This window comes from Nonomuraea zeae (genome assembly GCF_005889725.1).
In the GTDB taxonomy this organism is placed as follows: domain Bacteria; phylum Actinomycetota; class Actinomycetes; order Streptosporangiales; family Streptosporangiaceae; genus Nonomuraea; species Nonomuraea zeae.
The window spans coordinates 1-12,152 of the sequence record NZ_VCKX01000340.1 but is presented as its reverse complement, the minus strand read 5'-3'; the positions used below and the strand labels follow the sequence as shown (position 1 = coordinate 12,152).

Genomic DNA, 12,152 nt, shown 5'->3' with positions numbered 1-12,152 from the left:
CGAACCCGGAAGTTAAGCTTCTCTGCGCCGATGGTACTGCACTCGGGAGGGTGTGGGAGAGTAGGTCACCGCCGGACAATCTTTCGGGAAGGGCTCGACGCTATGCGTCGGGCCCTTTCTGCATTTCCGGGGCAGGTTCTTCTCAGCCTTCCGCCCTGACGAGGTCGAACAGGTGCGGCCGGGGCGGGTGGAGCTCGGTCACATTCGCGTGCGCGCCCGTTCTGGTGTTCACACGGAATGTGGTCTCGTCGAAAGGGCTGCCCATGCCGCAGCTCAACAGCACCTCGGAAGCGCTCACCCAATGTCTGGTGTGGCAGGCGCTCGCCCGGTCGCTCAGGGCGAGGCGCAGGCGTGCGTCGTGGCGGATCTTGCCGTCGCGGGTGTCGATCGTGACCAGGCGGGCCGGGCGGATGTCCGTGCCGCCGGCCGCGGGATTCCTGGCCAGGACTTGTGCGGCCTGGCCGGCTCCGTCCGGGGTCAGGGTGCCGGTGGATGTCGCGGTGCGTAGCGGGGCGGGGAGCCGGATCGTGCTGGTGCCCGAGGAGTCGAGGGTCGAGAGGGTCCGGCCGTCGGTGACGATGATTCGCGATCGATCCTGGTCGAGGCGGGCCAGGGCGCTCTCCGGGGCAGGTGCCAGATCGTCCGGCCGTTGGCGGCGTCCACGATGAACGCGGGTGGCATGGGGACTCCTCGCCGCTTGAGTCCGTGGCCTGGTTGGTGACGAGAAGGGTGGGCACGAGCTCGCGGCCAAGCAGGTCGGTAGCTCGTACGGACTCCTGGATCGGGCGGATGATTCCCGTGGTCAGGTCGAGGACGGCGAGTCGCTGGTCGGCGGCTCGGGTCTAGGCCAGGTAGCGGCCGTCGGCGCTGAGATCCACGGAAGCGCCCTCGGTCGCGTCCGTGAGCTGCCACGTCCGGCTGCTGCGGGTCACCACGAACCAGCGGGCGCACTCCCCGTGCGGACCCTCTTCCTCGGCGTTGTTGCAGAGGTAGGCGGCGGAGCTGGGGCGGGGGAGGCCGGGATGTGGGCGGTGGTCTTCTGAAGGTGGCCTGTGAATATCGGGACGTGGAGGGCCGGGCCGGGTCCCTTCAGGGCCTGGAAGACGTCATGGACGGGCTCTGGGGCGCGTGTGGCGACGGCTTGGTCGCGAAAATGATCGCCGTCGGCGTCTAGCGGCTTGTCGCGATCTTTCGTGATAATTCACGAATGATCGCGGATGGGGCGATGGCGATACCACGGCTGGTCATCGTGCTCGCCCTGATCCTGCCGCTGGTCTCGGCCCCCAGGCGGGTGCCCGCCGAGATCCAGGCGGCGCTGCCGGCCCCCAGGTCCTCTCTCGCGCCGATCGTCCGGCAGGCTCTGCCCGATCGCACGCGGACCCAGCCGGAGACCGCCCGGCAGGCGCCGCTGGGCAAGATCGAGCAGAGCCTCGGCACGGAGCTGCTGGCGGAGATCCCGGCGAAGGAGATCGGCAAGCGGCTCGACCGCTATGTGGCGGGCCGGTCGGCGACGGTCACCGCCATGGTGAAGGATCTGGCGACGGGGCGGCTCTACCGCTATCACCCGGGCGAGCGGCTGATCACGGCCAGCTCGGCCAAGGTCCAGATCCTGATGGCGCTCCTGCTCAAGACCCCGTGGAAGAAGCTGCCCGCGGACGTCAGGCACGACGCCGAGATGATGATCCGCTACAGCGACAACCACGCCGCGGACCGCCTGTGGCTGCGCGTCGGCGGCGCGGCCGGGTTCACCAAAGCGGGCAGGACGTTCGGCCTCAAGCACACCCAGGGCGTCCCAGGTGACTGTGTCGACCTGTATTGCTGGGGGATCACCAGAACGTCGGTGGACGACCAGATCCGCCTCATGCAGGCGCTGGTGTCCGGCAAGAGCCCGCTCAAGACCAAGGACCGCGATCAGGTGCTCAAGCTCATGGGCGAGGTGATCGACGGCCAGAACTGGGGCATCGGCGTCGCCGCGTGCGAAGGCGACCGGGTGGCGGTGAAGAACGGCTGGCTCAAGCGCGTCTCCACCAAGCTCTGGGCCACGATCAGCGTGGGCCTGATCCGGGGTGACGGCCACGACTACGCCATTGCCGTACTCACCGAGGGGAGCCCTGAGGTGGGGTACGGCATAGCGACCGTCGAAGGCGTGACCAAGCGGATTATGCAGTCGTTCCGGAAATGCCGGGACTGACGAGTCGATAGCCCACCCCGCGCACGGTCTGGATGAGCTGGTCGTCCTCGTCACCGAGCCGCGCGCGCAGCCGTTTGACGTGCACCGCGATCGTGTTCGTCGAGGTGGTGCCGGCCGCGTGCCACACGTGGCGCATGATCTGCTCACGGGTGACCGTGCGGTCGGCGTTGCGCATCAGATACTGCAGCAGCTCGAACTCGCGCAGCGGCAGGTGGACGGCCCGGCCGCCCACGCGTACCTGGTAGGCCTGGATGTCCAGCTCGACCCCGCCCACGGCCAGCACCTTGCGTGACTCGGGCGAGGCCGCCTGGATGAACGGCAGCAGCTCCGGCACCCGGTAGGGCCGGGCCACGCAGGCCGCCGCGCCCGCGGCCAGCGCGCGTACCGCCTGCTCGGCGTGCCCCTCGCTGACGCCAAGCAGCACGGGGACGGCGCGCGCGAGCCGTACGGCGCGGACGAACTCCACCGCGTCGATGACCGGCAGCGTGGCCGAGACGAGCACCACGTCCGGCTGCAGGGCTCCCGCCTGCAGCAACCCCTGAGCACCGTCGGGGGCGCCGGTGACGGCCACCCCCTCGCGCTCGAGCGCCGTGGCCACGTCGTCCACGACGGCGCTGTCGGGGTCGGCGATGAGCAGCACGGGCTTGGTCCTCGTGTCCCCGTTCATCGTGGATGCCGCCTGCTGTTGGATCATCAGCCGAAGCGCCCCGTGATGTAGTCCTCTGTCGCCTTCTGGGTGGGGTTGGTGAACATGCGGGACGTCTCGTCCATCTCGATGACCTTGCCGGGCTTGCCCTGTTCGGCGAGGTTGAAGAACGCGGTCCTGTCGCTGACCCGGGCGGCCTGCTGCATGTTGTGGGTGACGATGACGATCGTGTACTGGTCCTTCAGCTTGGCCATCAGGTCCTCGATGGCCAGCGTGGAGATCGGGTCGAGGGCCGAGCACGGCTCGTCCATCAGCAGCACCTCCGGCTTGACCGCGATCGCGCGGGCGATGCAGAGGCGCTGCTGCTGGCCGCCGGACAGGCCCGCGCCGGGCTTGTTGAGGCGGTCCTTGACCTCGTTCCAGAGGTTGGCGCCCTTGAGCGACTCCTCCACGATGCCGTCGAGCTGCGACTTGGCGAGCCGGCCGTTGAGCTTGAGCCCGGCGGACACGTTCTCGTAGATCGACATCGTCGGGAACGGGTTGGGGCGCTGGAAGACCATGCCGATCATCCGGCGTACGGAGACCGGCTCGACGTTGGAGGCGTACAGGTCCTCCCCGTCGAGCAGCACCTTGCCGTCCACCCGGGCGCCGGGGATCACCTCGTGCATGCGGTTGAGCGTGCGCAGGAACGTCGACTTGCCGCACCCGGACGGACCGATGAACGCGGTGATCGAGCGCGGTTCGATGGTCATCGACACGTCCTCGATCGCCTTGTGCGACCCGTAGTACGCGTCGAGACCCGAGACCTGGATCTGCTTGGACATTTCGGCGATTACCCCCTATCGGCCCCTGGCGGGCGAACGCCACCAGGCGATCAGACGCGCCACCAGGTTGAGCAGCATGACGATCAGGATGAGTGTGAGCGCTCCGGTCCACGCCCGGTCGATGGCGGTGTCGTTCGGGCGGGCCGCCTGGTCGAAGACGAAGAGCGGGAGGCCCATCTGCGGCCCGTTGAACGGGTCGTTGTTGATGGAGTTGGTGAAGAACACCGTCAGCAGCAGCGGCGCCGTCTCGCCGGCGACCCGGGCGACCGCGAGCATGACGCCGGTGACGATGCCGGTGAAGGCCGTCGGCAGCACGACCTTCATGATCGTGCGCCACTTGGCCACACCCAGCGCGTACGACGCCTCGCGCAGGTCGTTGGGCACCAGCCGCAGCATCTCTTCCGCGGATCTGACCACTGTCGGCATCATCAGGATCGACAGGGAGAGCGCGCCCGCCCAGCCGGAGAACTCGAAGCCGAGGAAGAGGACCCAGAAGGCGAAGATGAACAGGCCGGAAACGACTGAAGGGACGCCGGTCATGACGTCCACGAAGAAGCTGATCGAGCGGCTCAGCCGGCCGCCGTTGCCGTACTCCACGAGGTAGATCGCGGTGAGCAGGCCGATCGGGACCGAGATGAGCGAGGCCAGCAGGACCTGCTCCAGCGTTCCGATGATGGCGTGGTAGGCGCCGCCGCCCGCGTCCCTGGCGCCGATGCCGCGCATCGAGTGCGTCAGGAACTCCATGTCGAAGCGGGCCAGGCCGTTGGAGATGACCAGCCAGAGCACCGAGACGAGCGGCACCACGGCCAGCGCGAACGCCAGGTAGACCAGCCCCTGGACGAACCGGTCCTTGATCCGTCGGCTGGTCGAGATGTGTTGGATGGCTGTCATGCGCCGGCCCTCGCGTACTCCTTGCGGCGGTTGATGATCAGGCGGGCGCCCATGTTGACCAGCAACGTGATGACGAACAGCACCAGACCGGAGGCGATCAGCGCGCCCCGGCCGATCTGGGTGGCCTCGCCGAAGCCGTTGGCGATGTTCGCGGCGATGCTGTTGGCGTGCGGGGTGAGGATCTCGAAGGTGATGTCGAAGGTCGCGGGGAAGATCAGCGCGACCGCGATCGTCTCGCCCATGGCCCGGCCGAGGCCGAGCATCGCGGCGCTGATGACGCCGGGGCGGCCGAACGGCAGCACGGCCATCCTGATCATTTCCCAGCGGGTGGCGCCGAGAGCCAGCGCCGCCTCCTCGTTCATCTTCGGCGCCTGGAGGAAGACCTCACGCGAGATGGCCGCGATGATCGGCAGGATCATGATCGCCAGCACGATCGCGCCCGCGAGCATGGTCTTGCCGCCGATGGCGCCCTCGCCGGCGAAGAGCGGGAACCAGCCGAGGTGCTCGTTCAGCCACTGCGACGGGGTCCGCATGAGCGGCACCAGGAACGTCACGCCCCACAGGCCGTAGACCACGCTGGGCACGGCGGCGAGCAGGTCGACCAGGTAGCCGAGCGGCGCCGCCAGGCGGCGCGGCGCGTAGTGCGAGATGAACAGGGCCACGCCGACCGCGATCGGGGTGGCGATGACGAGTGCGAGCGCGGAGCTGAGGACCGTGCCGAACGCCAGCGCGCCGATCCCGAACACCTGCTGGCCGTTGGGGTCCCAGGTGAGCTCGCCGAAGAAGGAGCTCTTGTTCGCCTGGAGGGCGGGGATGGCCTCGCTGATGAGGAACACGGCGATGGCCGCCATGATCGCCAGCAGGAGGATGCCCGCGCCGGTGGCGAGGAAGCGGAACGGCCCTTCACCATGGCTGCGCCGCGAGGCGGGCCGGCTCGTGGCCGGCCCGCCGTCACGGGTACGTACGTTGGTCGTCATGGGGGACTAGGAGATCGCCTCGACAGCCGCCCGGACCTTGGTGAGCAGACCGCCCGCGAGCGGGGCGTATCCCAGGTCCTTGAGCGCTGCCTGGCCCTCGTCGCTGGCGGTGTAGGTGAGGAAGGACTTGACCACCTTCGCCTCCTCGGGTGCCAGGCCCTTCTCGCAGGTGATCTCGTACGTCACCAGCACGATGGGGTAGGCGCCGGCGGTCTTGGTGGCGTAGTCGATCGACAGGGCGAGGTCGTTGCCGGTGCCCTTGATCTCGGCGGACTCGACCGTCTTGGCCGCGCTGTCGGCGGTCAGCTCGACGAACTCGCCGGCGCCGTTGGCGACCTTGGCCTTCTGCAGCGAGGAGTTCTCGGCGTAGGAGAGCTCGACGTAGCTGATGGCGCCCTCGGTGTCCTTGACGGAGGAGGCGATGCCGTCGGAGCCCTTGGAGCCCTGACCCTTGGCCTCGGCGGGCCACGCCTTGGCGGGCTCGTGCGGCCAGCCGGCCGTGGCCTTGAGGAACTTGGTGAAGTTGTCACTGGTGCCCGACTCGTCCGAGCGGTGGAACGCCTGGATCGGAGTGGACGGCAGCTTGGCGTCCGGGTTGTCGGCCTTGATGGCGGCGTCGTCCCACTTGGTGATGGTGCTGTTGAAGATGCCGCCGAGCGTCTTGGGCGACAGCTGCAGGCCCTCGACACCGGGCAGGTTGTAGACGACCGCGACGGGGCCGGTCACCATCGGGATGTTGATCGCCTTGCCGGTCTTGCAGCGGGCGTCGGCCTGCGCGGGCTCGTCTTCCTTCAGCGCCGAGTCGGAGCCGGCGAAGGCGACCGTGCCCTGGATGAACGCCTGCACGCCCGCGCCGGAGCCGCTGGGCTGGTAGTTCAGAGTGACACCGGGGTTCGTGGCCGTGAAGTTCTTCGTCCACTCGGTGATCGCATTGGCCTGGGCCGAGGAGCCTGCGGCGTTGATCGTGCCGGTCAGACCATTGTCGTTGCCCGCGGCGGGGGCACTCGCACTGGCGGAGCTGGTGCCGCTGCCGCCAGTGTTGTTGTCTGTGCCGCACGCAGCGAGGGAGAGCGCGCCGACGACGGCGACAGCGGCGAGCCGGCCTGCATACTTCACGGTTGGGTTCCTCCCACTTGGTCCTTAGTCGCCATGAAGCTATTCAGCGAAGGTGACTCGGACCCCCTAACAAGGGTGAACGTTCGGTGAACGCACCAGGTCACCCTCATGATGGGTGTCATGACCTATCGCGTATGCCTGGTGTGCATGGGAAACATCTGCCGCTCGCCGATGGCCGAGGTGGTGCTCCGCCAGACGCTCGAAAAGCGCGGCCTGGGCGGGCTTGTGACGGTCGAGAGCGCGGGGACGGGCGGCTGGCACGCCGGGGATCCCATGGACGAACGGGCGCTCGGCATCCTGGCCCAGCACGGCTACGACGGCTCCGCCCACCGGGCCAGGCAGTTCACCAAAGACTGGTTCGACCGGTACGACCTGGTGCTGGCGATGGACCGGGACAACGTGTCCAATCTGCGGCGGCTGGCGCCTTCCGGGGTGGAGGTGCGGTTGTTCCGGTCGTTCGACCCGGGTGCGCCTGAAGGGGCCGAGGTGCCGGATCCCTACTACGGGGGGCATGAGGGGTTCGAGGAGGTCCTCGCGCTGGTCGAGTCGGCCTCCGCGGGGGTGGCCAAGCACATCGCCGGCGAGCTGGACGCGTGAGCACGGACGCATGAGGGTGGCCGGGTGAGAGCAGCGGCCGGGGTGAGGGTGGTCATCACATGAAGGTGGTCGCGGAGCTGGGGTCGTCGCACGGGTGGCGGCTCCGGCGGGGCGTGCTCGACGACGGGCGCGAGGTGTTCGCGAAGATCGCCGCTGGTTCCGGGGCGGCCTCGGGGGCCGGGATGTTCCGCTCCGAGGCGGCCGGGCTGCGGTGGCTCGGGGAGGCGATCGCGGTGCCCGAGGTGATCGAGGCCGGGCCGGATCGGCTGGTGCTGTCCTGGGTGGAGGAGGAGGCGCCGAGCGCCGTGGCGGCCGAGCGGTTCGGGCGGTCGCTGGCCCGGCTGCACCGCGCGGGGGCCGAGAGCTTCGGCGCGCCGTGGCCGGGGTTCATCGCCGAGCTGCCGATGGACAATTCGCCCGCCGCCGGCTGGCCGGAGTTCTATGGCTCGCGGCGGGTGCTGCCGTTCCTCCGGCAGGCGGGGCTGTCCTCGCGGGACGCGGCCGCCGTCGAGCGCGTGGTGGAGCGGATCGCCGAGGTCGCGGGGCCGCCTGAGCCGCCCGCGCGGATCCACGGGGACCTGTGGAGCGGGAACGTCCTGTGGTCGGGCGGGTCCGGGGTGCTGATCGATCCCGCCGCCCACGGCGGGCACCGGGAGACCGATCTGGCCATGATGGAGCTGTTCGGGCTGCCGTACCTGGATCGGGTGGTCGGGGCTTATCAGGAGGAATTGCCGCTCGCCGAGGGGTGGCGGGAGCGGGTGCCGCTGCACCAGCTGCATCCGCTGCTGGTGCACGTCGTGCTGTACGGGGGCGGCTACCGGGACGCGGTGATGAACGCGGTCCGGCGGGTGCTGGCGCTCTAGGCCGACTTGCGCTTGCGGTAGGCGCGTTGCTGGCAGGCGCGCGAGCAGTAGACGCGGGGACGGCCGGACGGTACGGGCTCCAGCTCGGTGCCGCATTCCTCGCAGTGCTTGGTTTCGTCACGAGTTTCGTCACGATGCTGGATGAGAGCCTCGACGCCGTCCAGCACGCGGCGCAGGCCGAACTCGAAGGAGTCCTCCGGGTGGTCCCAGCCGCCCGACTCCCACAGGAGCGTGAGGGTGGGGTAGCGGTCGAGCCGCTCGTACAGGGATTCGCGGGCGCCCCACCACTCCTGTTCCGAAACGCCGCTGCGCCGCTCCTCGCGCTGTGTCTCGACCAGCAGCAGCGCCTCGGCGTCGACGAAGCGGCCGACCAGGCCCACGACGGCGATCACCTCGGACGGGGTGAGCGCGGTGCCGATGAGCGTGCTCAGCATGTAGTCGTAGTGGGCGACGCCGTTGGGGCCCGGCAGGTGGCGGCTGCCGCGTACCTCGGCCAGCCAGGGGTGCCGCCTGCGGACCTCCCACGCCTGCCTGGCGCAGGCCTCCAGCCGCGGCCGCCAGCCCGTCCCGTCCTCTTCCTCGCCGGCCCGGCTCGGGCTGGGGTGTTCGCCCAGGACCTCGTCGAGCATCAGGTCGACGAGCTGGTCGCGGCCGGGGACGTGGCGGTAGAGCGACATGGTCGTGAAGCCGAGCCGGTCGGCGACCTTGCGCATCGAGAGTCCCTCCAGGCCCTCCGCGTCGGCGAGGTCGATCGCGGCGCGCACGATCCGGCCCAGGCTGAGGCCCGGCCTCGGCTCGGGCTCCGTGCCGCGCCACAGGAGCTCGACCCCGTGGTCGGGGTCTCCGGCTCTGCCACTCGTCATTAGCGTCCTCCTTGTTTATGGTGTACTACTACGTGTACGGCATAAACAGCAAAGGTGGTCCAGATGTTCCAATTCCATGTCGCGCCTGCCGGGGACGATTCGTGGCCCGGCTCCGTCGAGCGTCCGTTCGCCACCCTCGAACGCGCCCGCTCCGCCGCCCGCGAGGCCGCCGGTGACGTGGTCGTCCAGCTCAGGGGCGGCATCCATACGCTGACCAGGCCGTTCGAGCTCACCTCCGCCGATTCGGGGCGGGACGGCCACCGGATCGTCTACCAGGCGTACGGCTACGGCACCCCCGCGCAGGAGGAGGCCGTCGTGAGCGGCGGCCGGCTCATCACCGGGTGGCGGGAGCAGGACGGCGCCTGGACGGCCGACGTCGGCGACCTCGACACCCGCCAGCTCTACGTGGACGGCCGCAGGGCCGACCGCGCCGCCATCGAGGGGCTGCCCGGCGAGGTGAGCACGACCGAGACGGGTTACGTCACGGACAGCGCCGGGCCGCGCGAGTGGCGCAGCCCGGGAGACGTCGAGTTCGTCTACCGGGGCGTCTACCCCTGGACCGAGGCCCGCTGCGGCGTCGCCACCGTCTCCGCCGTCTCCCCCGGCGAGGGTCCGACCGAGATCACCATGGCGCAGCCGGCGTTCGGGTGGGCCATGGAGCTGTACGCCGCCACGTGGGAAGGCCAGACGACGCGTGGCCCCGGATTGCCCACCAGCATCGAGAACGATCCGAGCTTCCTCACCGAGCCGGGCACCTTCGTGCTCGACCGCTCGCGCCCGGGCCGGCACGTCCTGCGCTACCTGCCCCGCCCCGGCGAGGACCCCGCGAGCACGCGGGTGGTGGCCCCGGTCCTGGAGACGCTGCTGAGCGCCGTGGGGACGAGGGACGTGTCGTTCAGGGGCCTGGTGTTCGCGGAGGCGACCTGGCTGCGTCCGAGCCGCCCTGAGGGGTTCCTGCACTATCACGGCAGCGGCTACTACGAGGGCGGCGGCGTCGAGGTCGCGGTCGTGGGTGAGGGGGCCTCGGTGACGTACCCGGCCGCGTCGGCGACCGTCCCCGCCTGCGTACGGTTCGAGGACCCGGCCGGGGTGGAGATCGAGGGGTGCAGGTTCACCCGGCTGGGCGCCTCCGGGCTGGGCGTCTCCGGCGGCGACGGCCTCGTGGTGCGCGGCTGCGACTTCGACACGCTCTCGGCGGCGGGCGTGACGATCTCCGGCGGCGCCGGGGCCCTGATCGAGGACAACCGGGTCCGGCACATCGGGCTGGAGTACGCCGGCTCGCCGGGGATCACGGCGACCGGCACGCGGGGCTGCACGATCGCGCACAACGAGATCTCGGACGTGCCACACTGCGGGATCGTCGTGGGGCCGTCGGAGGGCGCGCGGATCCTGCGCAACCTCACGGTGAACACCATGCAGGTCCTGGCCGACGGAGGCGGCGTCTACGTGTCGGGGCCGCAGGGGGACTCGTGGGAGAGCCAGGGCCTGGTCGAGGGCAACGTCATCAAGGACGTCAAGACCGCCTACAACTTCGGGCTCTACACCGACTACGGGGCCTCGTGGCTGACGGTCGAGGCGAACGTCGTCATGCGCGCGGACAACACCGCCGTGCTGCAGGTCGCCCCGCCGCTGGAGAACGTCGTCTACCGGGGGAACTTCTGGGACGCCGACCCGGTGGGGCACGATGGCCCGCCGAGCGGGGTCACGTACGAGGGGAATGTCACGTACAAGGACGAACGCGAGCTGAACGCCGCCAGCGCCGCCGTCCAGGACCGCGCTGGTCTCCTGCGCCCGCGCCCTTAGACGACGGAGGTGCCGTTGAGGCGGGCGATCACCTCGTCGTGCAGGACGCCGTTCGTGCAGACCAGGCTGCCGCCCTCCAGGCCCCGCACCCCGGCCACGTCCGTCCAGACGCCGCCGGCCTCTTCGACGATCACGGTGAGGGCCGCCATGTCCCACGGTGACAGCTCGGGCTCGGCGGACAGGTCCACCGAGCCCTCGGCGACCATCATGTGCGACCAGAAGTCGCCGTACGCCCTGGTGCGCCAGCAGGACCGGCTGAGGTCGAGGAAGTTGTCCAGCTTGCCGGTCTTCTCCCAGCCGCCGAAGCTGGAGTAGGAGAACGACGCGTCCTCCAGGGTGCTCACGGAGGAGACGCGCATCCTGGACGCCTTGGTCAGGCTCTTGCCCGTCCACGCGCCGCCTTCGGCCGCCGCCCACCAGCGGCGGCCGATCGCCGGGGCGGACACCAGGCCGACGACGACCTTGCCGTATTCCATGAGCGCGATCAGCGTCGCCCAGACGGGGACGCCGCGCACGTAGTTCTTGGTGCCGTCGATGGGGTCGATGATCCACGACCGGGCGCCCCATCCGGTCTTGCCGAACTCCTCGCCCACGACCGCGTCTCGCGGCCTGGCGCGGCGCAACGTGCCCCGGATGGCCTCCTCCACCGTGCGGTCGGCGTCACTGACCGGGGTCAGATCGGGCTTGGTGTCGACCTTCAGGTCGACCGCCTTGAACCGCCGCATGGTCAGGTCATCGGCGGCGTCCGCCATGACATGCGCGAGGCGAAGATCATCGTTATAACCCTGCACGATCGCCCACGCTACCGTGTCGGGTATACCCAACATCAGGCACCAACGGCCCCTTTCTGGTAACTCCCGTTTCAGTTACCCGTGAGTAGCATGTCCCTCATGTCGCTAGATGTCGGTGATTTGCTGCTGGAGATGGTCCCGTTTGCCCGCACTTTGGGCATCACGTTCGACTCGGTGGGCGAGGGCCGGGCCTTGTGCCGCCTGCCCGACCGTGCGGATCTGCACAACCACGTGGCGGGCCCGCACGCCGGCGCCCTGTTCACGCTGGCCGAGTCCGCCTCGGGCGCCGCCATGCTGTCCGCCTTCGGCGACCAGCTCGGCCGCGCGGTGCCCCTGCCCACGACGGCGACGATCGACTTCCGGAAGATCGCCACGGGTGAGGTACGCGCTGAGGCCCGCCTGCTGGCCACGAAGCAGGAGGTGGTGGACCGGCTGGACGCGGGGGAGCGGCCGGAGTTCGGGGTGGCGGTCGACATCAAGAACGCGGAGGGCACGCTGGTCTCCGCCCTCACCGTCACCTGGACCCTCCGCCCCAACCGCCCCTGAGGGCTACTCCTATCGGACGTCCGGACCAGCGAGGCCGACGGGAC

13 protein-coding genes and 1 rRNA gene are annotated in these 12,152 nt (G+C 69.8%); 6 read left to right on the top strand and 8 right to left on the bottom strand.

Going from position 1 to position 12,152, the window contains the following annotated elements:
* Positions 1-77, top strand: a 5S ribosomal RNA gene (rrf, locus tag ETD85_RS53515); the annotation flags it as partial.
* A 65-nt stretch (positions 78-142) separates the two neighbouring features.
* Here rrf and ETD85_RS53510 read toward each other — a convergent pair.
* Complete coding sequence (locus tag ETD85_RS53510; RefSeq protein ID WP_138697550.1) at positions 143-751, bottom strand: hypothetical protein; 609 nt, start codon at positions 749-751, stop codon at positions 143-145.
* A gap of 474 nt (positions 752-1,225) precedes the next feature.
* Here ETD85_RS53510 and ETD85_RS53505 point away from each other — a divergent pair, with 474 nt between their 5' ends.
* Positions 1,226-2,191: a serine hydrolase gene (locus ETD85_RS53505; RefSeq protein WP_240780014.1), complete on the top strand. Its 966-nt coding sequence runs from the start codon at positions 1,226-1,228 to the stop codon at positions 2,189-2,191.
* Here the strand turns inward: ETD85_RS53505 and ETD85_RS53500 are convergent.
* From ETD85_RS53500 to pstS, 5 genes are read right to left on the bottom strand one after another with little or no spacing between them, the layout of a single operon-like run.
* Positions 2,160-2,858 carry a response regulator transcription factor gene (locus ETD85_RS53500; RefSeq protein WP_240780013.1) on the bottom strand — a complete coding sequence of 233 codons (699 nt, stop codon included), beginning with the start codon at positions 2,856-2,858 and terminating at the stop codon, positions 2,160-2,162. The two genes, ETD85_RS53505 and ETD85_RS53500, sit on opposite strands and share 32 nt — an antisense overlap.
* A 26-nt stretch (positions 2,859-2,884) precedes the next feature.
* Entirely contained in the window at positions 2,885-3,661 is a 777-nt protein-coding gene (gene pstB, locus ETD85_RS53495) for a phosphate ABC transporter ATP-binding protein PstB (RefSeq protein ID WP_138697548.1), read from the bottom strand.
* Positions 3,662-3,676: 15 nt separating this feature from the next.
* A complete protein-coding gene (gene pstA / locus ETD85_RS53490; protein WP_138697547.1) occupies positions 3,677-4,552 on the bottom strand; it encodes a phosphate ABC transporter permease PstA in 876 nt (291 codons plus the stop codon).
* Complete coding sequence (gene pstC / locus ETD85_RS53485; RefSeq protein ID WP_138697546.1) at positions 4,549-5,529, bottom strand: phosphate ABC transporter permease subunit PstC; 981 nt, start codon at positions 5,527-5,529, stop codon at positions 4,549-4,551. Before pstC ends, pstA begins: the two co-directional genes overlap by 4 nt.
* A gap of 6 nt (positions 5,530-5,535) precedes the next feature.
* Positions 5,536-6,645: a phosphate ABC transporter substrate-binding protein PstS gene (pstS, locus tag ETD85_RS53480; RefSeq protein ID WP_138697545.1), complete on the bottom strand. Its 1,110-nt coding sequence runs from the start codon at positions 6,643-6,645 to the stop codon at positions 5,536-5,538.
* Positions 6,646-6,765: 120 nt separating this feature from the next.
* On the opposite strand from pstS, the gene ETD85_RS53475 reads away from it, so the two are divergent.
* Both ETD85_RS53475 and ETD85_RS53470 read left to right on the top strand, forming a co-directional pair.
* On the top strand, positions 6,766-7,242 hold the full coding sequence (locus ETD85_RS53475; RefSeq protein WP_138697544.1) for a low molecular weight protein-tyrosine-phosphatase: 477 nt from the start codon (positions 6,766-6,768) through the stop codon (positions 7,240-7,242).
* A gap of 59 nt (positions 7,243-7,301) precedes the next feature.
* A complete protein-coding gene (locus tag ETD85_RS53470; RefSeq protein WP_138697543.1) occupies positions 7,302-8,105 on the top strand; it encodes a fructosamine kinase family protein in 804 nt (267 codons plus the stop codon).
* On the opposite strand, the gene ETD85_RS53465 is transcribed toward ETD85_RS53470, so the two are convergent.
* A complete protein-coding gene (locus ETD85_RS53465; RefSeq protein ID WP_138697542.1) occupies positions 8,102-8,968 on the bottom strand; it encodes a TetR/AcrR family transcriptional regulator in 867 nt (288 codons plus the stop codon). The genes ETD85_RS53470 and ETD85_RS53465 overlap by 4 nt on opposite strands.
* A 63-nt stretch (positions 8,969-9,031) precedes the next feature.
* Here ETD85_RS53465 and ETD85_RS53460 point away from each other — a divergent pair, with 63 nt between their 5' ends.
* Positions 9,032-10,771: a right-handed parallel beta-helix repeat-containing protein gene (locus ETD85_RS53460; RefSeq protein WP_138697541.1), complete on the top strand. Its 1,740-nt coding sequence runs from the start codon at positions 9,032-9,034 to the stop codon at positions 10,769-10,771.
* Here ETD85_RS53460 and hisN read toward each other — a convergent pair.
* Positions 10,768-11,562, bottom strand: a complete 795-nt coding sequence (hisN, locus tag ETD85_RS53455) for a histidinol-phosphatase (protein ID WP_138697540.1) — start codon at positions 11,560-11,562, stop codon at positions 10,768-10,770. The two genes, ETD85_RS53460 and hisN, sit on opposite strands and share 4 nt — an antisense overlap.
* A 99-nt stretch (positions 11,563-11,661) precedes the next feature.
* Between hisN and ETD85_RS53450 the strand changes: the two genes are divergently transcribed.
* Positions 11,662-12,108, top strand: a complete 447-nt coding sequence (locus ETD85_RS53450) for a DUF4442 domain-containing protein (RefSeq protein WP_240780012.1) — start codon at positions 11,662-11,664, stop codon at positions 12,106-12,108.
* The last annotated feature ends 44 nt before the right edge of the window (positions 12,109-12,152 follow it).

Bases quoted from the DNA above. Each gene is read 5' to 3' on its own strand.
- ETD85_RS53505 (WP_240780014.1), top strand. From the start codon at position 1,226: ATGGCGATACCACGGCTGGTCATCGTGCTCGCCCTGATCCTGCCGCTG.
- ETD85_RS53465 (WP_138697542.1), bottom strand. From the start codon at position 8,968: ATGACGAGTGGCAGAGCCGGAGACCCCGACCACGGGGTCGAGCTCCTG.
- ETD85_RS53450 (WP_240780012.1), top strand. From the start codon at position 11,662: ATGTCGCTAGATGTCGGTGATTTGCTGCTGGAGATGGTCCCGTTTGCC.
- ETD85_RS53500 (WP_240780013.1), bottom strand. From the start codon at position 2,858: ATGAACGGGGACACGAGGACCAAGCCCGTGCTGCTCATCGCCGACCCC.
- ETD85_RS53460 (WP_138697541.1), top strand. From the start codon at position 9,032: ATGTTCCAATTCCATGTCGCGCCTGCCGGGGACGATTCGTGGCCCGGC.
- pstB (WP_138697548.1), bottom strand. From the start codon at position 3,661: ATGTCCAAGCAGATCCAGGTCTCGGGTCTCGACGCGTACTACGGGTCG.
- pstC (WP_138697546.1), bottom strand. From the start codon at position 5,529: ATGACGACCAACGTACGTACCCGTGACGGCGGGCCGGCCACGAGCCGG.
- ETD85_RS53475 (WP_138697544.1), top strand. From the start codon at position 6,766: ATGACCTATCGCGTATGCCTGGTGTGCATGGGAAACATCTGCCGCTCG.
- pstA (WP_138697547.1), bottom strand. From the start codon at position 4,552: ATGACAGCCATCCAACACATCTCGACCAGCCGACGGATCAAGGACCGG.
- ETD85_RS53470 (WP_138697543.1), top strand. From the start codon at position 7,302: ATGAAGGTGGTCGCGGAGCTGGGGTCGTCGCACGGGTGGCGGCTCCGG.